General features: G+C 69.7%; 21 protein-coding genes and 1 pseudogene. 6 read left to right on the top strand and 16 right to left on the bottom strand.

Annotated features, from left to right (window positions below; all coding sequences use genetic code 11):
- The first annotated feature begins 9 nt into the window (after positions 1–9).
- Positions 10–426 (top strand): ExbD/TolR family protein, encoded by a 417-nt coding sequence (locus tag IP93_RS03115; RefSeq protein ID WP_144811870.1) that lies wholly within the window; start codon positions 10–12, stop codon positions 424–426.
- A 131-nt stretch (positions 427–557) separates the two neighbouring features.
- Here IP93_RS03115 and IP93_RS03110 read toward each other — a convergent pair whose 3' ends face one another.
- The 4 genes from IP93_RS03110 to IP93_RS03095 all read right to left on the bottom strand — a co-directional run bounded on the left by IP93_RS03110 (position 558) and on the right by IP93_RS03095 (position 5,154).
- Positions 558–1,346: a pyridoxine 5'-phosphate synthase gene (locus IP93_RS03110; protein ID WP_144811868.1), complete on the bottom strand. Its 789-nt coding sequence runs from the start codon at positions 1,344–1,346 to the stop codon at positions 558–560.
- Between the two features lie 46 nt (positions 1,347–1,392).
- On the bottom strand, positions 1,393–1,650 hold the full coding sequence (locus tag IP93_RS03105) for a hypothetical protein (RefSeq protein WP_144812332.1): 258 nt from the start codon (positions 1,648–1,650) through the stop codon (positions 1,393–1,395).
- A gap of 69 nt (positions 1,651–1,719) precedes the next feature.
- A complete protein-coding gene (cls, locus tag IP93_RS03100) occupies positions 1,720–3,156 on the bottom strand; it encodes a cardiolipin synthase (RefSeq protein WP_144811865.1) in 1,437 nt (478 codons plus the stop codon).
- Positions 3,157–3,360: 204 nt separating this feature from the next.
- Entirely contained in the window at positions 3,361–5,154 is a 1,794-nt protein-coding gene (locus tag IP93_RS03095) for an SLC13 family permease (protein WP_144811862.1), read from the bottom strand.
- 159 nt (positions 5,155–5,313) lie between these two features.
- Here IP93_RS03095 and IP93_RS03090 point away from each other — a divergent pair, with 159 nt between their 5' ends.
- Positions 5,314–6,021, top strand: coding sequence for a sensor histidine kinase (locus IP93_RS03090; protein WP_158636257.1), 708 nt, complete (start codon positions 5,314–5,316; stop codon positions 6,019–6,021).
- Positions 6,022–6,061: 40 nt separating this feature from the next.
- Complete coding sequence (locus tag IP93_RS03085) at positions 6,062–6,499, top strand: response regulator (protein ID WP_242006713.1); 438 nt, start codon at positions 6,062–6,064, stop codon at positions 6,497–6,499.
- 96 nt (positions 6,500–6,595) lie between these two features.
- Here the strand turns inward: IP93_RS03085 and IP93_RS03080 are convergent, their stop codons facing one another.
- The 6 genes and pseudogenes from IP93_RS03080 to IP93_RS03055 all read right to left on the bottom strand — a co-directional run bounded on the left by IP93_RS03080 (position 6,596) and on the right by IP93_RS03055 (position 11,630).
- On the bottom strand, positions 6,596–7,300 hold the full coding sequence (locus tag IP93_RS03080) for a 2OG-Fe(II) oxygenase (RefSeq protein ID WP_144811854.1): 705 nt from the start codon (positions 7,298–7,300) through the stop codon (positions 6,596–6,598).
- Positions 7,300–8,325 (bottom strand): class 1 fructose-bisphosphatase, encoded by a 1,026-nt coding sequence (locus IP93_RS03075; protein WP_144811851.1) that lies wholly within the window; start codon positions 8,323–8,325, stop codon positions 7,300–7,302. Before IP93_RS03075 ends, IP93_RS03080 begins: the two co-directional genes overlap by 1 nt.
- Positions 8,326–8,533: 208 nt before the next feature.
- Complete coding sequence (locus IP93_RS03070) at positions 8,534–8,845, bottom strand: hypothetical protein (protein WP_158636256.1); 312 nt, start codon at positions 8,843–8,845, stop codon at positions 8,534–8,536.
- 265 nt (positions 8,846–9,110) lie between these two features.
- Positions 9,111–9,821 (bottom strand): annotated as a pseudogene (locus tag IP93_RS03065) (MOSC domain-containing protein); the annotation flags it as partial.
- Between the two features lie 40 nt (positions 9,822–9,861).
- Positions 9,862–10,503: a response regulator transcription factor gene (locus tag IP93_RS03060; protein WP_144812330.1), complete on the bottom strand. Its 642-nt coding sequence runs from the start codon at positions 10,501–10,503 to the stop codon at positions 9,862–9,864.
- Positions 10,504–10,523: 20 nt separating this feature from the next.
- On the bottom strand, positions 10,524–11,630 hold the full coding sequence (locus IP93_RS03055) for a sensor histidine kinase (RefSeq protein WP_144811842.1): 1,107 nt from the start codon (positions 11,628–11,630) through the stop codon (positions 10,524–10,526).
- A 145-nt stretch (positions 11,631–11,775) separates the two neighbouring features.
- Between IP93_RS03055 and IP93_RS03050 the strand changes: the two genes are divergently transcribed.
- Both IP93_RS03050 and IP93_RS03045 read left to right on the top strand, forming a co-directional pair.
- Complete coding sequence (locus IP93_RS03050; protein ID WP_144811839.1) at positions 11,776–12,528, top strand: hypothetical protein; 753 nt, start codon at positions 11,776–11,778, stop codon at positions 12,526–12,528.
- Between the two features lie 98 nt (positions 12,529–12,626).
- Positions 12,627–14,009 (top strand): FAD/NAD(P)-binding protein, encoded by a 1,383-nt coding sequence (locus tag IP93_RS03045; protein ID WP_144811836.1) that lies wholly within the window; start codon positions 12,627–12,629, stop codon positions 14,007–14,009.
- Here the strand turns inward: IP93_RS03045 and phhA are convergent.
- Positions 13,898–14,791 (bottom strand): phenylalanine 4-monooxygenase, encoded by an 894-nt coding sequence (phhA, locus tag IP93_RS03040; protein ID WP_144811833.1) that lies wholly within the window; start codon positions 14,789–14,791, stop codon positions 13,898–13,900. The two genes, IP93_RS03045 and phhA, sit on opposite strands and share 112 nt — an antisense overlap.
- A 282-nt stretch (positions 14,792–15,073) precedes the next feature.
- Here phhA and IP93_RS03035 point away from each other — a divergent pair, with 282 nt between their 5' ends.
- Positions 15,074–15,547 (top strand): Lrp/AsnC family transcriptional regulator, encoded by a 474-nt coding sequence (locus tag IP93_RS03035; protein ID WP_144811831.1) that lies wholly within the window; start codon positions 15,074–15,076, stop codon positions 15,545–15,547.
- 128 nt (positions 15,548–15,675) lie between these two features.
- Here IP93_RS03035 and IP93_RS03030 read toward each other — a convergent pair whose 3' ends face one another.
- The 5 genes from IP93_RS03030 to IP93_RS03010 all read right to left on the bottom strand — a co-directional run bounded on the left by IP93_RS03030 (position 15,676) and on the right by IP93_RS03010 (position 21,663).
- Positions 15,676–16,716, bottom strand: coding sequence for a patatin-like phospholipase family protein (locus tag IP93_RS03030; RefSeq protein ID WP_144811829.1), 1,041 nt, complete (start codon positions 16,714–16,716; stop codon positions 15,676–15,678).
- Between the two features lie 180 nt (positions 16,717–16,896).
- A complete protein-coding gene (locus tag IP93_RS03025; RefSeq protein ID WP_144811826.1) occupies positions 16,897–17,925 on the bottom strand; it encodes a TIGR00266 family protein in 1,029 nt (342 codons plus the stop codon).
- A gap of 99 nt (positions 17,926–18,024) precedes the next feature.
- Positions 18,025–19,779 (bottom strand): M28 family peptidase, encoded by a 1,755-nt coding sequence (locus tag IP93_RS03020; protein WP_158636255.1) that lies wholly within the window; start codon positions 19,777–19,779, stop codon positions 18,025–18,027.
- Between the two features lie 31 nt (positions 19,780–19,810).
- Complete coding sequence (locus IP93_RS03015) at positions 19,811–20,596, bottom strand: rhomboid family intramembrane serine protease (RefSeq protein WP_144811822.1); 786 nt, start codon at positions 20,594–20,596, stop codon at positions 19,811–19,813.
- 65 nt (positions 20,597–20,661) lie between these two features.
- The gene (locus tag IP93_RS03010; RefSeq protein ID WP_144811819.1) at positions 20,662–21,663 is read right to left on the bottom strand and encodes a TerC family protein; all 1,002 of its coding nucleotides are present in this window, start codon (positions 21,661–21,663) and stop codon (positions 20,662–20,664) included.
- Between the last annotated feature and the right edge of the window lie 27 nt (positions 21,664–21,690).

The raw sequence follows: 21,690 nt of genomic DNA, 5'->3' as shown, positions 1-21,690 counted from the left end.
GACCTGACCATGGCTTTCGCATCCAACTCCGGTAGCGGTGCAATGTCGGACATGAACGTCACGCCCCTCGTGGACGTGATGCTCGTGCTGCTGATCATCTTCATGGTGACCGCGCCGATCGCCTCGTATCCGATCGAGGTGAACCTGCCGCAGAAGTCGCTCAACCCGCCGCCGCAGCTCAAGGAACCGCCGCCGCCGATCCGGCTGCGGATCGATGCCAGCGGCCAGGTGTTCTGGAACGACCAGACGCAACCGGTAGCGGCCCTGCCGAACCTGATGCGCCAGGAAGTCGAGCGTGACCCGACCAACCAGCCGCTGCTGGAGATCGAAACCAGCAGCGACGCCGATTACGGCGTGCTGGCCAAGGTGCTCGCACATGCAAAGAATGCCGACATGCAGAAGATCGGCTTCGTGCAGAACGATTGACCGCAAGACACTTACCGTCGTGAAAACGCCGCCTTCGGGCGGCGTTTTTTTTGCTGTTCCCAACCCGCCTCAACGAAGCCGTGTTCGCCACCAGGCCTGGGCGGCAACAGCGTGTCCGTGCCGGTTGCCTCTCAGCCAGCCGGCGCCGTGTCCCGCAACACGGCGAGATAGCCCCGTACGGTGGCCTCCAGTCCGGCGTACAGCGCCTCGCCAACCAGGGCGTGGCCGATTGATACTTCGAGCACGCCAGGCACCGCCTGCAGGAACGCGCCGAGGTTGGCCTGGCTCAGGTCGTGGCCGGCATTGACCCCAAGACCCGCCGCCTGTGCGCGGCGGGCGATGCCGGCAAAGCGCTGCAGCATGGTGCTGGCCTGTCCGGCCGCAAAGGCTTCCGCATAAGGACCGGTGTACAACTCGATGCGATCGGCGCCGGTCTCGGCCGCACGCTCGATGGCGCCGGCCGCGGTATCGAGGCCCGGGTCGCCATGCGCGTCGGCGAACAGGCTGACGCGGCAGCCGTGGCGCTTGAGCGCGGCGACGAGCGGCTTGAGCGGCTCCACGTCGCGGCTGAAGTCGAAGCCGTGGTCGGACGTCAGTTGTGCGTCGCTGTCGGGCACCAGGGTGGCCTGCGCCGGACGCACCTGTTCGCACAATGCCAGGAACCCCGGGTAGCCCGGCCGGGGCGGCGCGAACGGGTTGCCTTCCAGGTTGAACTCGACCCCGAACTCGCGGGTGAGCGCGGCCAGGGCGACCACGTCGTCGGCGCGGATGTGCCGGGCATCGGGACGCGGGTGCACGGTGATCCCGTGCGCACCGGCCTCCAGGCAGACGCGGGCGGCACGGACGACGTTGGGTTCGTCGCCGCCGCGCGAATTGCGCAGCACGGCGATCTTGTTGACGTTGACGCTGAGGACGGTCATCCGCGCAGTTTACGCCGCGCCGCGGACGGCGACGGCGGCTGCCACGTCAGCGCGGCGATTCACCTGCCGCGGCGGCGGCCTTGCGCGCTTCGGCCTGTTCGCGCATGCGACGCAGTTCGTCGGGGTCGATCATCGCGTGCTCGGAGCGGCTGCGGCTGTCGATGCGCTGTGCGAGCAGGGTCATCACCCAGGCCAGGATCAGGCCTAGCGCCAGCAACAGGCACACCGCCATCAGCCCGACCGACGCGGTCTTGAACGCCACGGCCAGCGCGCCGATCGCAAGCAGGAGGTAGACCCAGGCCATCATGGTGCGGCTTCCTTCGACATGTCGCCGGAGTGTACCCGTCGTCCCGCCGCTTGGCAGCCCGTGCGTTCAGAGCAGCGGCGACACCAGCCGCGCCATCGCCTCGGGCAGGCGCACGGTCCACAGGTCGCGCGGTCGGTCGTGGCGCGCCACCGTGGCGCTGGCGCACTCGCCGCGGATCAGCTCCGCCAGCTGCGCCGCCAGCGTGGTGTCCCGGAACAGCACCGACAGTTCGAAGTTCAGGCGGAAACTGCGATGGTCGAAATTGGCGCTGCCGATGATCGCCAGGTCGTCGTCGCACAACAGCGCCTTGGTGTGCAGCATGCGCGGGCCGTACTCGTAGATCCGCACGCCCGCCTCCTGCAGTTCGTCGAAATAGGAGCGGGCGGCGTAGGTCACCAGGCGGCTGTCGCTCAGCCGCGGCACCAGCAGGCGCACGTCCAGGCCGCCCAGCGCGGCGGAGGTCAGGGCCATCCGGGCCGCTTCGCCCGGGACGAAATAGGGGGTCACCAGCCAGACCCGCTCCCGGGCCTCGTGGATGGCACTGACGTGCAACCGATGGATCGGTTCCCAGTTGGAATCCGGCCCCGACACCAGCACCTGTGCGATGGTCGTGCCGCGGCTGGCCGGCGGACTCGGCGGCATGCGCAACGCATCGCCGGTGGCGTAGGCCCAGTCCTCGGCGAACACCAGCTGCAGTTCATGCACCACGTTGCCTTCCAGGCGCAGGTGCAGGTCGCGATAGGCGTCGTCGCGGCGGCGTTCGTCCTCCTCGTCGGTGATGTTGATGCCGCCGGTGAAGCCGATCCGGCCGTCGATCACGATGATCTTGCGGTGGGTGCGCAGGTTCAGCCACGGCCGCCGCCAGAACCAGCGCAGCCGCATCGGATGGAACCACGCGACCTCGCCGCCGGCGTCGACCAGCGGCTGCAGGAATCGCGTCTTGGTCCGGCCGGAGCCGACCGCGTCCAGCAGCAGGCGCACGCGAACCCCGGCCCGGGCGCGCTCCACCAACGCATCGCGCAGGGCGGTACCGATATGGTCGGGCTGGTAGATGTAGTACTCCAGGTGGACGTGCTCGCGCGCCTGCGCCACGGCGGCCAGCACCGCGTCGAACTTCGCCGCGCCGTCGATCAGCAGCTCGGCGGCGGTGGCGGTGGTGGGCGGCAGGCCGGTGGTGGACTGGGCGATGCGCGCCAGTTCGATGGTGTCCTGGCTCGGATTCAGGTCCGGCGGAAGCGGCGGCAGTGTGGCGCGCGCGCGCACGCGGCGCAGGCGCTGGCGCTGGATGCGTTGCGGCCCGAGGAAGTAGTAGATGACGAAGCCGATGTAGGGCAGGGCAGCGAGGCTCAGGAGCCAGCTCAGCGTAGCCGCCGGTTCGCGCTTTTGCAGGATGATCCAGCTGCCCAGGCCGAGCAGGTAGGCGGCCCAGCCCAGCCACAGGTACAGCCCGAGGTTGGGCACGGCGAGGATCGAGGACCACAGGTTGAGCGGCGAAGGCGGCATCACGGGCTCGGTGGCGGCGGGCGAGGGCGTCGCGTCCACGCCGCCCCGGGGACTTAGGCTAGCGGCATGGACGATGCACGCAAACCCCCGGCGCCCCCGGACGGCGTGGTGGCGCCTTACGGGGGATGGGGCGCGCCGGAACGAGGTCGCCAGGGACGCTGATGACGACGGGGTCCGGTGTAGGCCGGGCAGGCCGTGCGGTCCTCAGAAGGGCAATAGCGGCCCGTCCAGCCACAACCATTGCGCCATCCACGCACTCACCAGCGCGATCAGCACCGTCAGCGGCAGGCCAATCCGCAGGAAGTCATGGAAACGGTACTGCCCAGGTCCCAGGATCAGCAGGTTGCCGTGGTGGCCGATCGGGGTGAGGAACGCGACCACCGCACCCAGTGCGGTGCACACCACGAACGGAGTCACCGGCAGTCCCAGCGATTGCGCCAGCGACACCGCGATCGGCCCCAGTAATACCGTGGTCGCCGCATCGGACAGGATCTGCGTGAGCAACGCGGCCACGCTGAACATCACCAGCAGCACCGCCAACGCGGGCCAGCCGGCGACCACGTGCAGCAGGCCATCGGCCATCAGTTCCGCGGTCCCGGTACGTTCCATGGCGATGCCCAGCGGGATGACGCCGGCGATCATCACGAAGATGCGCACGTCGATCTCGCGGTAGGCCTGCTCGATGTCCACGCAGCGGGTGGCGACCATCGCCACCGCGCCCAGCAGGAACGCCAACGCCGCCGGCAGCAGCTCGGTGGCGGCGGCGAACACGGTCGCCGCCAGCACCGCCAGCGCCAGCGGCGCGCGCACGCGGCGCTTGGCCTCGCCGGCGAACGGCACCAGCATCAGGAAGCCGTGGTGCGCGGCCAGCTCGGTGAAGCGCGATGGCCGGCCCCACAACACCAGCAGGTCGCCTTCGCGCAGGCGCGCGTCGGCCAGGCGCGAATCCACGTCACCATCGCGTCGCCACAGCCCGGCGATCACGGTGTGGAAACGGCGGGCGAAGTTGAGTTCGCGGATGGAGCGGCCGATGAACTCCGAGCCCGGTGCTACCACCGCCTGCACCAGTTGCCGCTGGCCCTCGCCGGTGATCCGGTTGCCGAAGCGGGCCAGGGCGTTGAGGTCCAGCCCGGGGTCGTCATGCAGCGAGGCCAGCGCGTCGGCCGAGGCCTCCACCAGCAGCACGTCGCCACTGATCAGCGGGCTGCTGGCGGTCAGGTCATCGCGCTCCTTGCCGTCGCGCAGCCAGCCAATCAGGCGGAACTTGTCGCCGAGCGCCTTCTGCAATTCGGCCAGTGGCCGCGTGCTCCAGCGCGAGCCTTCCACCACCAGCAGTTCGGTGCGGTAGCGATCCAGGCGCAGGTAGCCGTCATCGCCGGCGTCCCCGGCACGCTTGGGCAGCAGCCAGCGCGCCAGCAGCATGTACACCACGCCCACCACCACCAGCGTCAGGCCGATGGGGGTGATGGAAAAGATGCCCAGGCCCTCGGTGCCGGAGCGCTCGATGAGGTTGTCGGCCAGCAGGAAGGCCGGCGCGCTGACCAGGGTCAGGGTGGTGCCCAGCGAGGCGGCGAACGACATCGGCATCAGCAGCCGCGAGACGGACAGGCCCTTGGCCCGCGCCAGGCGGGTCAGGATCGGCAGCATCATCGCGGTGACCATCACGTGGTGGGTGAACGACGACAGCGCCGCCACCACCGGCATGGTCACCGCGATCGCCCGCGATTCGCTGGCGCCGGCGGCGCGTTCCACCCACTGGCCGATCTTCTCGGTGATGCCGGTGGCGGCCAGCCCGCCGGAGATCACGAACACCGCGGCGACGATAATCGCCGGTTCGCTGGCGAAGCCCGACAGGGCGGACTTGGAGTCCAGCACGCCGGTGACCACCAGCGCCAGCAGGGTCAGCATCGCGGTGACGTCCACCCGCAACCGCTCGCTGATGAACAGGTACAGCGAGCCGGCGAGAATCAGCAGGAAGACGATCTGGTGGAGGTCCATCCAGCCATTGTGCGTGAAGTCGGCGTGAGGGTGCGTCCACCCGTCCCTCACATCGGCAGTGGTTAAACTCCACGTACGCCACCTGAAGTGCCCATGTCGAGTTCCGTCCGCCAATCCGGCCTTCCCGAAGAGGGGTCAGCCCCCCCTGGGAGCAGTCCCGTGTCGCCGCCGACCGCCGCGGCCATGCGTGAGCGGGCGTTTGCCGATGCGTTGGCGCATGACCTGTACGCGCCGTTGCGGGCGATCGAGAACTTCGCGGCGCTGCTGGAGCGCCGCGCGGGCGATGGCATGGACGAGACCAGCCGCGACTACCTGTCGCGGATCCGCGTGGCGTCCGCGCGCATGGGCGCCTTGATGGCCTCGCTGTCCGAACTTTCCGCAGCGCAACGGGCCGAGCCGGATATCACGGCCGTCGACCTGAGCCTGCTGGTCGAATGGGTGGCGGCCGAATTGGCCGATCGCGATCCGAAGCGTCGGGTGGTGGTGACGGTGCAGCCGGGGTTGCAGGTCACTGGCGACGAACGCCTGCTGCGCCAGCTGGTGCAGCACCTGATGCACAACGCGTGGGCGTTCACCGCCAGCGTGTCCAACGCGCGCATCGAGGTCTCCGCCAATACCGATGGCACCCGGCAGCAGTTGCTGGTGCGCGACAACGGCATCGGCTTCGACATGCGCTATGCGCACAAGCTGTTCGAGCCGTTCCAGCGCCTGCACGTGGCCGAGCAGGGCGCCGGCCATGGCCTTGGCCTGGCCATCGCGCAGGCCATCGCCGAGCGCCACGGCGGCCAACTGCGCGGCGAGTCCGTGCCGGGCACCGGTACTGTCTTCACGTTTGAATGGCCGGTGGCGCCGGCCACGGTTACATGAGCGGCGCGCCTGGCGCGTCGTCACGGGGGGCAGACGCATGATGCACAAGGAAATCCTGCTGGTCGAAGACAATCCTGACGACGTCGAGCTGACCCGCATCGCGTTCCGGGAGGCGAAGATCGCCAACGCGTTGACCGTGGTTTCCGATGGCGCCGAGGCGTTGGATTACCTGTTCGCGCGCGGCGCGCATGCCGGGCGCAACCCGGCCGAACTGCCATCGATCGTGCTGCTGGACCTCAACCTGCCCAAGGTCAACGGCCGCGAGGTGCTGCAGGCGATCCGCGCCAACGAGGCGACGAAAACCCTGCCGGTGGTGGTGCTGACCACCAGCGCCGAGCCGTTCGACGTGGAGACCAGCTACGCGCTGGGGGTAAACAGTTACATCCAGAAGCCGGTGGACTTCGAGCAGTTCGTCTGGGCGGTGAAGCAGGTGGGGCTGTACTGGCTGGTGCTCAACCACCCGCGCACCGGCGGCTGACCGGCGCGCGTGCTGGCGCCGGAAGCGGCGCAGCGACCGTTGTCGGCCCGCGCGATCCGCGTCGGACGCATTTCGATCCGGCGCCTGCCGGGATGGTCACTGCCCGCCGAACAGCTGCTCGGCGCGCTGGAACAGGATCCAGCTGGTGGCGATGACCTTGTCGCCGCCCAGGGGGCGGTTGCCGCGGTGGGTGTGGGTGAATCCCGCCGGCGCAATCAGCAGCGAACCGGTGCGCGGGGTGATCTTGCGACCCTGGTAGAGGAACTCGGTCTCGCCTTCCTCGAACTCGTCGTTGAGGTACAGCGTCCATAGCAGGTGGCGGTGCAGGGTGTCAGCGCGCGGATCGCGCGGGTACAGCTCGCAGTGCCAGTACGGGTAGCCACCGCGACCGCCGGTGTAACGCTGCAGGTTGATCGCGCCGGGGCGCAGCACGGCCTGCACGATCGGGGTCAGGGCGGCATCGTCCATCGCCGCCAGGCGCTCGGCGGTGAGCCGGTGGCGCTTGCCGCCGTCGCCCGCCACTTCCAGCATCAGCGGCGCGATCAGGGTGTAGGGGTAGCGGCGCAGGTAGGCCAGCAGCGCGTTGAACACGGCCTGGTTGAGCAGGCTCTCGACATCGCGCCAGGCGGGCTTGCCGGCCAGGGTCAGGTCGAGGCTGTCCTTGAGCTCGGGCAGTACGCCGCCGCCGACGCGCCCGGGTGCGGTCTCGTTGCTGCCGTCAAAGCGCGCCAGCAGCGTCGCGCACTGCTCGCGGCTGAGTGCGTCGGGATAGACCTCGATGAAGTCCGCGGGTGCCGTCATCAACCCGCCGCGTCGTGTTCGGCGTGGTAGCGCACCGCGGTCTCGACTTCCGCCTTCGAGCCGAGGAACACCGGCACGCGCTGGTGCAGGCCGCTGGGCTGCACCTCCATCATCCGCTGGCGGCCGGTACTGGCGGCGCCGCCGGCCTGTTCCACCAGGAAGCTCATCGGGTTGGCTTCGTACATCAGCCGCAGTTTGCCGCCCTTGGGCGCGCACTTGCTGTCCAGCGGATAGCTGAAGATGCCGCCGCGGGTCATGATGCGGTGCACGTCGGCCACCATCGACGCGATCCAGCGCATGTTGAAGTCCTTGCCGCGGGTGCCTTGATTGCCCAGCAGCATGTCGCCGACGTAACGCTGCATCGGCGGCTCCCAGAAGCGCTGGTTGGAGGCGTTGACCGCGAATTCCCTGGTCTCTTCCGGAATCCGGATGCCGCGCGTGGTCAGCACGAAGCTGCCAACCTCGCGATCGAGGGTGAAGGCGTGGGTGCCGTGGCCGACGGTCAGTACCAGCGTGGTCTGCGGACCGTACACGCAGTAGCCGGCCGCGACCTGCGCGGTGCCCGGCTGCAGGTAGTGTTCGTCGGCCGGCGTGGTCACGCCCTCGGGACAGCGCAGCACCGAGAAGATGGTGCCGACCGAGACGTTGACGTCGATGTTGGACGAGCCGTCCAGCGGATCGAACAGCAGCAGGTAGTTGCCGCGCGGGTACACGTCGGGGATGGGCATGCTGTGGTCCATCTCCTCGGACGCCAGGCCGGCGAGGTGGCCGCCCCAGGCGTTGGCCTCGAGCAGCACGTCGTTGGCGATCACGTCGAGTTTCTTCTGTGCTTCGCCCTGGATGTTTCCGGTGCCGGCGTCGCCCAGCACGCCGCCCAGTGCGCCCTTGCCCACGGCGATGGAGATGGTCTTGCAGGCGCGCGCGACCACTTCGATCAGCAGGCGCAGGTCTGCGCTGATGTGGTCGGCGCGCTCCTCCTCGATCAGGAAGCGGGTGAGGGAGACGGGGCTGCTGGGCTGGGTCATGGCGGGCACGGGTGGACGCGAAGCCGCCATTTTCGCCGATGTGGGTGGGGAATGCTTGGTCGCACGGCCTTGGGGTGCCGGGCGCGTTGCTGCAGCGCCCCGTACGCGCAGTCCTGCGCGGAGTCGCGCCGCCGGCCATCCTTGGCCGGCTTTTCCACAACGCGCCCGGCACCCCAAGACCTGATGAGAGGGTGTGGGAGGTCTGGTGTCAGGCCGCTGCGCGGCGGCGGCGGGACCGGGCGCGACGGTGGACCACGTGGGTCAATTGCTCGCGGGCCATGGCCAGCATCAGCAGCGGGGCTTCGGGTTCGGCGGAGTCGGCCACGCGTTTGGCGGCTTCGATGGTGGCCTCGGCGGCGTCGACATCGGCGTCGGGCAGGACCGCGCGCAGGCCGCGCAGGTGGGCGTCGAGCTCGCGTTCCAGCTCGGGTTCCAGGCCACGGCCGGCACGGCGGATCACCTCGCTGAGGGTGGCGTCGGTGCGCGTCAGCGCATCGTGCAGGTCGGGGCTATCGTGCATCGCTTGGGGACTGGGCGTGGCCAGGGTCCGATTGGGGTAGCGCGCCATGGTGCCGATTCCGCTGTGAGCAACGGGTGCACAGGGTGGCGCGCGAGAATGACAGCACGGCGATGGCGCGATGACGGCTCAGCGTGCGTGCAGGTTTGTGCAAGCGGCGCGGTGCGCGCGCCATTACGGCGCCTCAGCCGTCGTGGGCGTCGCCCGCAGCCGGCACAACACCGTTGAACGGGACTGGCAGGGCTTCGACAGGGGTCGTGGAGTCTGGTCCATCGATGCGCCGGCTCCAGTCCTCGCGCTCGCCACGGGCCAGGCGGGTGTCGATCAGCCTGCGCCACGATGGCACCAACGGCAGCGCCTGTGCCGCGCGCAACTCATCGAAATCGAGCACGCGCTGGAACAGCAAGGCGGACAGGCGCGCCAGCGGCCACGCGGGGTGCGGGCGTTCCAGCAGGGCGAGGCTGTCGCCCAAGCACAGCGCGCCCGGCTGCAGCACGCGGTAGTACCAGCCGGTGCGGCCGGTGTCCTGCACGCGGCGGGCCATGCGGGGCACGCCGAAGCGGTCGTTGAGCTTCCAGCACGGCATGCGGCCCTGGCTGACTTCCAGCATCGCGCTGCCCACCGCGAAGCGGTCGCCCAGACACACGTTTTGCTCGGTCATGCCGAGCGTGGACAGGTTCTCGCCAAAGGCACCGGCGGCCCGCAGCAGCGGGTGCGCGCCGAGTTCGTCGCGCCAGGGCGGATAGTGGTCAAGCGGGTAGTGGTGGACGGCCTTGTCGGGGCCTCCATGGACGCGGCGATCGCCCTGTTCGTCACCGTGCAGGCCTTCGGCGTGAACCTCGATCCGTTCGGTGCGCGGTTGCTTGGCGATGGCGCTGGCGCTGCCCGGCCGGGTGAACGGGACGGCGCGGCCGGTGAGGACGGTCAGAAGCGAAACGGCGTCAATGCGGCAATCCGAGGGCGCGGTACGGACGTCCATTCTAGTCCGTGGAGTACGGCGGTGCTTGCCGATGCGCGGTTCAGATCACCCGCAGCGTGATCGCCTTCAGCACCGCGCGGGTGCGGTCGCGGGTGTCGAGCTTGTCGAGGATGGTGGAGACGTAATTCTTGACCGTGCCTTCGGCCAGGAACAGTGCGCGCGCGATCTCCTTGTTGGAGTAGCCGCCGGCGAGCAGGCGCAGGACCGCCACTTCGCGCTCGCTGAAGCGCTCCCGTGGCGCATCGGCGGCGTGGTACTGGTAGCGTGCGCGCACCGGTTCGGTGCTGACCGGTTGCAGCAGGGTATCGCCCGCGGCGATGCGCACGATCGCATCGCGCAGGTCCTCCGGCGCGGCGTCCTTCAACAGGAAGCCCTGGGCGCCGGCTTCGGTGGCGCGCAGTAGCAGCTCGCTGTCGTCGAAGGTGGTGAGCAGCAGCACCGGCGTGGTGTCGCCGCGCGCCCGCAATTGCTGCAGCGCGTCGATGCCGTCGGTGCCGGGCATGCGGATGTCGCTGAGCACCACGTCGACCGGGGTCTGCGCCAGGCCGTCGAGCAATGACGCGCCGTCCTCGGCCTCGAGGGCGATGGCGATGCCCTGGCGTTCAAGCAGCGCGCGCAGCCCGGCGCGGACCAACGCCTGGTCGTCGGCCAAGGCGATGCGCACGCCTGCGCCACCGCCCATGTCCCCGGTTGTGGCCGCGTTCACGCCGGCACGCTCGCGTCGATGCGCAGTGCGCCGCGCGCCGAGGTCGACAGGGCCAGCGCGCCGCCGACCGCCTCGACGCGCTCGCGCATGCCGGCCAGGCCGTTGCCCTCGCGCAGCGGTGCCTGCACGCGGCCGTCGTCCTCCGCGCTCACCCGGATGCGGCCGCCATCGCGCTGCAGGTGCACGTGCAAGGTCTTGGCGTCGCCGTGGCGCACGCTGTTGGTCAGTGCTTCCTGCACCACGCGCAGCACGGTATCGGCGACATGGGCATCGGTGATGCGCACGTCGTCGTCGATCGCCAGCTGCAGCGCCGGCCGCGGCAACGGCGCGGCAAGCGCGCGCAAGGCGGTGGCGAGGTCGAGTCCCCGGCTGTCGCGCAGTTGCTGCACCACGTTGCGCAGGTCGCCCATCAGCTCGCCGGCCATCTGTTGGGCCACGGCCAGCTCGCGGCGGCCGGCGAACGCCGGCTCGGCGGCGATTGCACGCAGGTTGAGGGTCAGTGCGGTGAGCTTGTGGCCGGCGACGTCGTGCAGTTCGCGTGCCACCCGCAATCGCTCGCTGTCGCGTGCGCTGTCGGCCAGCAGCACGCGGGTGGCGAGCAGGTCGGCATTGACCCGCGCCAGGCTGTCGCGCGCGCGTTCGGCAGTGCAGGCGTAATGGGAGGTCAGCGCCGCGAAGGCCTGGAAGGCGACATACAACATCACCATCACGAAGGGTGCCTCGTGGCCACCTTGGCGGATCAGCAGGTAGGCGAACGTGTTGGCCACCAGCGTGGCGAGCAGCACCATGCGCGCCGGCAGCAGGTAGGCGGCCAGACCGACCCACACCACCAGCAGGATCTGCGGCGTGCCCAGGCGTGGCGCCAGTGCCAGCAGCGCCAGCGCCAGCGGTGGCATCAGCCATAGCAGGCATTGCGCCAGCCGCGGCCGGGCGTGCTCGGCCAGCTCGCGCCACACCAGAACCACGCCGAACAGCACCAGCAACGCCATCGCCGGGGCCTGCCGCTCGGCCGGCAGCCAACGCAGGGTCATGCCGACCGCAACCAGGGTGAACAGGCCGGCCAGGTTCAGCGGCTGCAGGAAATGGCGAAGAAGTGGCGACATGGGCGCATGCTGCGACGCCCGCGACCGGGCGGCAATGGCTGTGGAGAAGAAAGTGACTTCCGGCACCCCGCCTCGGTGACTTCGGGAACTGGGTTGTCACCACGTCGGCACGCAGCCTGTGCGCACCCCAACCCGGAGTCGTGCCATGTCGGTGACCGCAACCCTGCTTGCCGCCTATCCCGCCATCGCCACGGTGCACGCGTGCATCGGCGCGGTTGCACTTGGCGCGTTCTGGGCCGCCGCGTTCCTGCGCAAAGGGAGCCCGTTGCACCGCCGGGTCGGCCAAGTCTACCTGCTGGCGATGACCGGCATCCTGCTGACCGGCGCGGCGATGGCGCTGGGCAAGGCGCTGCAGGGCCACGTGGTCGCATCGTCGTTCCTGGGCTACCTGCTGCTGATCACTGCCGCCGCGGTCTGGAGTTCATGGCGCGCGGTGCGCGACAAGTCGGACGTGGCGCGCTACACCGGTCCGGTGTACGTGTCGCTGGGCGCGGCCAGTTTCCTCGCGGGCGCGGGCGTATTGGCCCTGGGTCTGCAGAAGGAGGCGCCGTTGCTGGTCGGGTTCTCGATCGTCGGCCTGGCGGTGGGTGTGGACATGCTGCGCAAGCGCCTGCGTCGCGCGCAGCTGGCCCGGCACCCGCTGTGGTGGCGCACCGAGCACTACACCGCCATGCTCGGCAATGCCGTGGCCACGCACATCGCCTTCCTGATCATCGGCCTGCCGAAGCTGCTGCCGTCGGTCGGCGCGAGCGGGCTGTATTACGCCGCCTGGTTCGGTCCATTGGCGGCGGCGGCGGTGGCGAAGGTGTGGCTGGACCGTCGCCATCGCCTGCCGCCGCGTGCCGTGGCCAGGCGGGGTGGAGCCACCGCCCACGCCACTCATGCCGTGCCGCGATGAGCATGTGCACAACCGTTCTCAACGCGTAACCCCGGTTTTACCCGCAAGCGCCGCGCGGCTCGCTTTAATGCCTCCACCCTCAGACGGCGGGAGCCGGCATGCGCATCACCATCATCGGCGCCGGATTCACCGGCAGCGTCCTCGCCATCGAACTGGCTCGCCGCGCGACCGCCGGCGTGGCGATCAGCCTGGTCGGCGTGCCCGAGACCTACGGCCGCGGCGTGGCCTACGGCGAGGCACGCATCGAGCACCTGCTCAACGTGCGCGCAGGTGACCTGGGTGCGACGCGCGACTACCCGCGAGAGTTTGCCGACTGGCTGCACTTGAGCGAGCGCGCGCGCGATGCGTTCCTGCCACGCCTGGTGTATGGCGAGTACCTGCAATCGCGGCTGCAGTCGGCCGAGCACCTGGCCGAGGCCGCGCTGGAGCGCATCGAACAGGAGGCGATCGCGGTGGAACGCATGGGCCGCGGCGCGTTCCGCGTGCACCTGGCCGACGGCAGTGCCTTCCTCAGCGATGCGGTGGTGCTTGCGGTGGGCGCGTTGCCACCACAGCCGCTGACCGGGGTTGGACCGCGGCTGGCGCTGGATCCGGGCTACATCGGCTGGCCGTGGCAGGAGCGGGCGATCGACCGGATCCCCGCGGAGGCGGCCGTGCTGGTGGTCGGCAGTGGGCTGACCATGGCCGACGTGGCCGCCACCCTGCGGCGCCGTCGCCACCGCGGTCCGATCACCGTGCTGTCGCGCCACGGCCTGTGGCCGCATGCGCACACCGCGGAACGTGGCGAGCCGATCGCGCTGCCGCCGGGCGTGCTGCACGCACTCAACCGCCACGACCTGCGCGGCGTGCTGCGCAGCCTGCGCGCGCTGGCGCCGATCGTGCCGGACTGGCGCGGACTGGTGGATGCGCTGCGCCCCTACCTGCAGGATTTCTGGCGCCACTTGCCGGAGACGCAGCGCCGCCGGTTCCTGCGGCACCTGCGTCCGCACTGGGAGGTCGCGCGGCACAGGCTGGCGCCGGCCGTGGCCGAGGATCTGGACGCACTGCGCGCCAGTGGCCAGTTGCAGCTGCTGGCCGGGCGGCTGGTGCGCGCGCGCCGCGGCGAAGCCGGGGTCGAGGTCTCGCTGCTGGAACGCGGCAGCAGCGCCATCCGCAATGCGCGCTACGACGTGCTGGTGCGCGCCACCGGACTGGACACCGACTTCGCCCGCACGACCCATCCGTTGATGGCCAGCCTGCGCGAATCCGGCCTGCTCAGTGCCGATCCGCTGGGCCTGGGGGTGGACACCAACGACCGCTGGGAAGCGATCGACCGCCACGGCCGCGCGGTGCGCGCGCCGTGCGCCGCCGCCGCACCGCGCGACGTGGCTCACACGTCGCCGTCGTTGAGCCAGCCCTCGCCGGTGCCACGGTTGAACACCGTGTCGGTGTCCAGCACGCTGCCGGCCGGAATCGACTCCTGCTGCGCCAGCCTGGCGTAGATCGGGGTGAAGTCCGGGCGCGTGGCATCCATCAACTGCTCATAGCTTTCGATGACGAAGTAGGTCTTCTGGTAGGTGTCGATGCGGTAGCGGGTGCGCATGATCCGCTCCAGGTCGAAGCCGATGCGATTGGGCGCGGCGCTTTCCAGGCAGTGGATCGATTCGCCCTTCGACGACACGATGCCGCTGCCGTAGATGCGCAGGCCATCGTCCTGTTTGATCAGGCCGAACTCCACCGTGTACCAGTACAGCCGGGTCAGGTTGACCAGCGCCTCCGGGCCGATGGCGTGCGCCTTGACCCCGCCACGGCCGTAGGCGGCCATGTAATCGGCAAACACCGGGTTCATCAGCAGCGGCACGTGCCCGAACAGGTCGTGGAACAGGTCCGGCTCGCTGAGGTAGTCCAGTTGCTCGGGCTTGCGGATCCACCACGTCACCGGGAAGCGACGGTTGGCCAGGTGTTCGAAGAAGGTGAGTTCGGGCAGCAGGCCTTCCACGCCGATCAGTTCCCAGCCGGTGGCGGCGCGCAGCACCTTGTTGAGCTCGTCGAACCTGGGGATCCGATCCGGAGTCATGCCCATCGCCCGCTGCTGGCGCAGGAACTCGTCGCTGGCGCGGCCGACCAGGATCTGCTGCTGGCGCGCGAACAGGGCCTTCCACACGTCGTGGTCGGCCTGCGAATAGCTTGCCCATGGCTGCTCCACCACCGCGGTGGTGTACACCGGCACGTAGCCCTTGTCGGTGAGCTGGTGTTCGACGCGGTTGGGGGTGGCAGGGGTCATGGGGAGCTCGGCGAAAAAGAGAGGCGGACAGTTGGGCGGCAGGTGGGCAAGCCATCCGCGGGTCGAACGGCCTACCGTGAACGCGGGCGCCGTGGCCGGCCTCCGCAGCGTCCTCGAAGGGTGCCGCGCGGCTGGTATACCGCCAGTCCTTCAGGCTAGCGTGGCGGGGGCGCAATCGGGTTGCTAGTTGATGCGTGTCAGGTCGATAAAAGAGTGAAAAATTGCAGTACTAAGGATAGACGCGCACAATCATTGCGCTGCCTCTCCTGAACGCGCACCAACATGCCTGCCATCGATCTCGACCGCACCGACTTGCTGCTGCTGACCGAACTGCAACGCAACGGCCGTCTTAGCAACGCCGAACTGGCGGAGCGCGTGCACCTCTCGCCATCGGCCACCCTGCGCCGGGTGCAGCGGCTGGAGCGTGAGGGGGTGATCGGCGGCTACCGCGCCGAGGTCATCCCGGAACGGTTGGGGCTGGGCCTGCAGGCGTTCGTCCGGGTGCAGCTGGGCCGCCACGATCGCGCCGCGGTCGGCGATTTCGCCGCCTTCGTCGACCAGTGGGACGAAGTGGTGGCCTGCCACGCGCTGACCGGCGACATGGACTACCTGCTGCACGTGGTGGTGCAGGACCTGGACCACTTCTCGCGCTTCCTGCTCGACCGCCTGCTCAACCAGGCCGGCGTGGCGGACGTCAATTCGAGCTTCGTGCTGCGCACGGTCAAGGCGTTCCGGGGGTTGCCGCTGCCGCGTTGAGACCGGTCACAAGCCCGCAACAAGATGGCCGAAATGCGCGGCCGTTCCATGAACCCACGCGATTCTCCAGGGCTCCCCGCGGTTGGGTCAGCGCCGATCGATGTCGATACCAGGAGTGGCGGGGGCGGTTACCGCGCCAGCGCCGTGCAGTCCTCACGCCGCAGCAGCTTGTCCACCGTGCCCTGCCGTGCCTCGCATTCGGCCTGCGCCCTGGCGGCGTCCTGCACCGCCTGCACCCGCACCTTCTCTCGTGCGGCGGCGAGGCGCGCCTGCTGCAGCTGGGCGATCTTCGCCTTGATTCGCGGCATCGCCGCCAGCGCGGCGCGCTCGCCTTCCAGGATCGCGGTGTTCTTCTGCGCGAAGTCCGCCGCGCCGATGTCCAACACCTTGGGGCGCAGCACGATGTCGGCACGCTGCAGTTCCAGCGCGCCCAGCTTCTGGCCCATGATGGTGATCGACTGGTTGATGTTGCCCAGCAGGCTGCCCGGCGCCTTGCCGTCGGCCTTGCTGGAAATGTCCACGGCGATGACGAAGTCCGCGCCCAGTTCGCGCGCGGCGTCCACCGGCACCGGGCTGACCACGCCGCCGTCGACATAGGTGCTGTCGCCGATCTTCACCGCTTCGAACACGCCCGGGATCGAACTGGAGGCGCGCACCGCCTGCCCGGTGTTGCCGCGCACGAACACCGTGCGCTTGCCGTCTTCCAATCGGGTAGCGACCACCGCCAGCGGCCGCTTCATCGCCTCCAGTTTGCGCTGCGCGACCAGCTCGTTGACGTAATCCTGCAGCTTCTGGCCCTTGATCACGCCGCCGGAGAACAGGCTGACGTCACGGATCTTGTCCTCGTCCAGCGCGAAGGCGACCTTCTGCATCTGGAACGCGTCCATGCCGCTGGCATACAGCGCGCCGACCACGCTGCCGGCGCTGGTGCCGGACACCACCACCGGCTGGATGCCGTTGGCTTCCAGCATCTTGATCACGCCGATGTGGGCGAAGCCCTTGGCCGCGCCGCCGCCCAGGGCAATGCCCACCTTTACCGGCGCGACGCGCACCGGTGCCACCGGCGTGGCGGCGGTCGCGGTCGGCTTGACGTTGCCGCCACCACAGGCGCCCAGCAGCAATGCGAAGGACAGGAGCAGCAGCGGTCGCAGGCGGAAGACGCGGATCATGGGTGCAATGCGGTCAGCGGAAGACGGGGCGACAGCTTAGCCGCCCCAGGCCCAACCCATCGCAACCAGCGTTGCGGAACTGTCGGCCGCCGGCCATCAGGCGCGTTCGGGGACCAACACACGTCGGCGCGGATGGGCAGGAGCCGGTGTGAGTGTACCGATGCCCGCGGACGGCAAGCTTCAGAAGCTGTTGTCGCCATCCAGGATCCGCCCCAACCCGCCCAGCACCGAGCCTTCGCCGCGATTCTGCCCGCCGCCCTGCGGCGCGGCCGCGAGCATGCGCCCGGCCATGCGCGAGAACGGCAGCGACTGCAGCCACACCTTGCCCGGCCCGGTCAGCGTGGCCAGGAACACGCCTTCGCCGCCAAACAGCATGCTCTTGATGCCGCCGACCGCCCGCACGTCCATCTGCACGCTGTCGTGGTAGGCCACCACGCAGCCGGTGTCGACGTCCAGGCGCTCACCGGCCTTGAGCTCGCGCTCGACCAGGGTGCCCCCGGCGTGCACGAACACCCAGCCGTCGCCTTCCAGCTTCTGCATGATGAAGCCCTCGCCGCCGAACAGGCCGGTCAGGATCTTGCGCTGCAGGTGGATGCCGACCGACACGCCGCGCGCACCGGCCAGGAAACTGTCCTTCTGGCAGATCAGGCGGCCGCCGTGCTCGTCCAGCTTCATCGCCAGCACCGTGCCCGGGTAGGGCGCGGCGAACGCCACGTGCGCCTTGCCGCTGCCGGTGTGGGTGAACATCGTGGTGAACAGGCTCTCGCCGGTCAGCACGCGCTTGCCCGCGGAGAACAGCTTGTCCATGAAGCCGCCGCCCTGGCCGCTGTGCGAACCGTCGCCGAACACCGTGTCCATCTGCACGCTGGCGTCCTTGTACATCAGCGCGCCGGCCTCGGCGATCGCGCTTTCGCCCGGGTCCAGCTCGACCTCGACGAAGGGCATGTCGTTGCCGACGATGCGGTAGTCGATGTCGTCGCTGCGGCGGCTGGCGCCGCTGCTGCGCGCGGCCGGCGGCGGCAGGTGTTCGGGCAGATCCGGCGGCGCGCTACCGAGTTCGGCCACGTCGCGCACCGGTCTCCATTCGCTGAAGCCCTCGCGCCAGCAGAACGCCGACGGGTTGCGCTGCGCGTGCTCGCGTGCGGTCGCGTCATCCAAGGGACCGATGCGGCTGCTGTCGTTGCCGGTGTGGAAATACCAACGGGTCATGGGAACGTCCTCTGTCGAAAGGTAGCGGTGGCTACGGTAGCGGTAATCGGCCGGTGGATGCCTGTGCCGAACGTGGGGTGAAGGTCGTCGTGCCCGGTGTCAGCGCAAAGGCGGGGCGCGCGGGGTGTCATCGTGGGTGGAACGGGCACTGGATGCCATGTCGGACCCACTGTCGCGCGAAGCCGCGGGATCGTGGTTGCCGCTCCGTCCGAACCGCTCGCCGAAGAAGTCGCCATCATTCCAGCGCGGCGGCGGTGACGCTTGTGCGACGCGCGTGGCGATGCGCGACACCAGCCGGGACAGCCGCGCCGCGTCGGCATACTGGATCGGCTGCGAGGCGTCGTCGCCGGGGCGGTGGTAACGCTCGCGCATGAACGTGCGCGCGGCACCCGCCGGATCATCGCCCCATCCGGCACCCTTGATGCCGCCTGCCAGGTACACCGCGGGAATGCCGGCACGGACGAACGGGTACTGGTCGCTGCGCTCGAACATGCTCTGCTCGGGGGCGGGATCCGGTGACACGTCCACGCCGATGTCGCGCGCGGCCGCCGCGACCACCGCCTGCAACGTCGAGTGGCCGCTGCCGATCGCCACCACGTCGTTGCTCGGGGCCAGCAGCAACGGCATGTCCAGGTTGAGGTTGGCGACCAGCGCCGCGCGTGGCACCGGCGGATGGCGGACCAGCCACTCCGCGCCCAGCAGCCCCGACTCCTCGGCCGTGGTGGCCACGAACAGCAGCGAGCGCCCCTCGGATGGCGTGCTGGCCAGGGCATGGGCACTCTCGAGCATCACCGCCACGCCCAGCGCGTTGTCCAGCGCGCCGTTGTGGATCGCATCGCCACGTACCGGTGTACCGATACCGATGTGGTCAAGGTGCGCAGTGACCACGACGTGCCCGGCCGCCAGTGGCCCCCGGCCGGGCAGCCGCCCCACCACGTTGGGCGACGCCAGGGACATGATGCGGGTGTGCGTGGCCAGCGTCATCGTGCCGGGCAGGGCGAAGCCGCGCAGGGTACCTGCGTCGGCGGCATCCAGCAGGTCCCCATACGCGCGACCGCTGCCGGCAAACAGCCGTGGCGCGGCCGCCGCGCTGACGCTGGCCACCGCGCGCAGCTCGGGAAATGCGTCGATCGCCGCGCCATCGCCTCCGCACGCGGAGTCTGTGCAGCGCAGCCGCAACACCGGCTGCCGCCAGTCCGCGGCCACCCGCGCCCACGGCCGCTGCGCTTCGTCGCCGCGCGTGTTGACCAGTACCGCGCCGACTGCCCCGTGTGCCTTCAGCAGCGCCAGCTTGCGCTGTAGCGAGCCGTGGTACGCACGCGCATCGTGTTCCATGCCACCGGGCGCGCCGTTGAGCACCACCGCGATCCGGCCGTGCAGGTCCAGGCCGGCGAAATCGTCATGGCCGGACCCGGGGTCCTGAACCGCCTGGCCGACGAACACCGCCGGCGCCGTCAGGGCGCTGCGGGTTCGATTGAAGTCCGGCGCCGGCAGGTACTCACCGGCAAAAACGAAAGTGTCATCCCGGCCGTCGCGGTGCAGCACCAGCGCGGCGCCCTGCCGTTCGCGAACGGCCCGCAGCAGCGGAACCGACTGCAGGTAGCCCTCCGCGTCGCCGGCTGGCTGCAGGCCGATCTGGGCGAACCGAGCGGCCACATAGGCGGCGGCGCGCTCATGTCCACGCGCGCCCGCCCGGCGCCCTTCCATGCGGTCGTCGGCCAACTGGCCTACATCAGCCTTGATCCGGGCCTGCGCCGCGCGGCTGCCGTCATCCGGACGCTGGCAGGCCGCAAGCAGCACCGCCACGGCAATGACGATGCCGGCGCTGGCGCGCATCAGCGTGGCGTGCGGCATGGCATCGGCAACAGCGACAGGGGCCCGACGACTATCGTCCCCGTCCGCGCGGCCGGAACTCCAGTACCACGCCGCGCTCATCCGTCGCGTCCGGGCGCTGCCAGATCACCGGTACGCCATTTGGCGAGGGCGGTTCCAGCGCATCACGTGTGGCGGCGTCGGCCGCCGCCTGCGCTTCGTCCTCATCCTCCCAGCTGTAGCGTTTGCGTACCGGCAGCGGATCGCGACGGCGCCACAGCCATGCCGCCAGTACGCCAGCCACCGCGCCGCCCAGGTGCGACTGCCACGACACGCCGACTTCGCGCGGCAGCACCGTCAGCAGCATGCCGCCGTACAACAGGAATGCGATCATCGCCGCGGCGATCGACGGCCGGTCGCGGCGCAGCACGCCCAGCACGAACACCAGGAACATCAGCCCGTGGGTCAGGCCGCTGGCACCGAGGTGGTGCGAGCCGGGATCGCCGAGCAGCCATGCGCCGAACCCCGAGCCGAGCCACAACAGCGGCACCGCGCGCAGCGTGGCACGCGGATATACCGCGCCAGCCAGCGTGCCCAGCAGCAGCAACGAGATGGCATTGGCCGCCAGATGCTCCACCGAGCCGTGCAGCAGGGGCGCGGTGAGCAGTCCCAGCAGGCCCGCCGTCGAGCCTGGCGTAACCGTCCACGCTGCAGTGTCGAACTGGCCCTGCGCGGCGAACACGGCGGCCAGCAGCAGGACGAAGGCCAGGCTGGCGTTGAGCGCGCGCAGCAGGCGCCGACGGTCGGCGTTGCGCTGCGCGGGGCTGTCGAGCGGATGTTCGGGCGTGGGCAGGTGCATGTTCCAGACGTGGCGCCACCGCCGCGATTTGCAAGTCCACCCTGCCGGCCGCATCGGTGCCGCGGTCAGTGTCCAGACCGCGGCTCCAGTGGTTTGGTGCCGCCGCGGCCGTCGCCCGGCGGCGTCCGCGGCGGGAACCGCAGGCTGAACGCCACCGTCGCCCCGATCACCGCCACCACCACGCCCAGCGATACCGGCAGCGGAATCTTCACCACGTCCACCAGCAGCATCTTGCTGCCGATGAACATCAGCACCAGCGCCAGCCCGTACGGCAGCAGGTGGAAGCGGTCGGCCATGCCCGCCAGCAGGAAGAACATCGCGCGCAGGCCCAGTACCGCGAACACGTTGGAGGTCAGCACGATGAACGGGTCGGTGGTGATGGCGAAGATCGCCGGGATCGAGTCCACCGCGAAGATCACGTCGGTGATGCCGATCAGCACCACCACCAGGAACAGCGGGGTGAAGCGCAGCACGCCGGCCTCGCGTACCGCCAGGCGGTTGCCGCGGTAGTCATCGGTCAGCGGCAGGTGGCTGCGCATCCAGCGCAGCACCGGGTTGCGCGCCAGGTCCGGTTCCTTGCCCGCGAACCACAGCATCTTCACCCCGGTCGCCAGCAGGAACACGCCGAACACGTAGAGGATCCAGTGGAACTTCGCCAGCAGCACCGCGCCGGCAAAGATCATCAGCGCGCGCAGCACGATCGCGCCCAGCACGCCGATCACCAGCACCTTCTGCCGTTGTTCCTCCGGTACCGCGAAGTAGGTGAACAGCATCAGGAACACGAAGATGTTGTCGACCGCCAGCGACTTCTCCACCAGGTAGCCGGTGAGGAACTCCAGTGCCACGCGCTGGCCCTCGGCCGCGCCGGCCTGGTCGCTGACGTACCACCACAGCCCAAGGTTGAACAGCAGCGCCAGCGCCACCCAGCCGATGCTCCACAGCAACGCTTCGCGGAAGGTGACGCGGTGCGGGCCGCCGTGGCGCATCAGCACCAGGTCGATCAGCAACGCAATGACAATCGTGGCGGCGAACACGCCCCACAGCAGGGGGGTACCGATGGTGGTCATGCAAGGTCCTCGGGAGTGGCTCGGGGC

Origin of the sequence: Aerolutibacter ruishenii, from assembly GCF_007830115.1 — a bacterium.
Classification (GTDB): domain Bacteria; phylum Pseudomonadota; class Gammaproteobacteria; order Xanthomonadales; family Xanthomonadaceae; genus Aerolutibacter; species Aerolutibacter ruishenii.
This window is presented reverse-complemented; position numbering and strand designations above follow the sequence as displayed.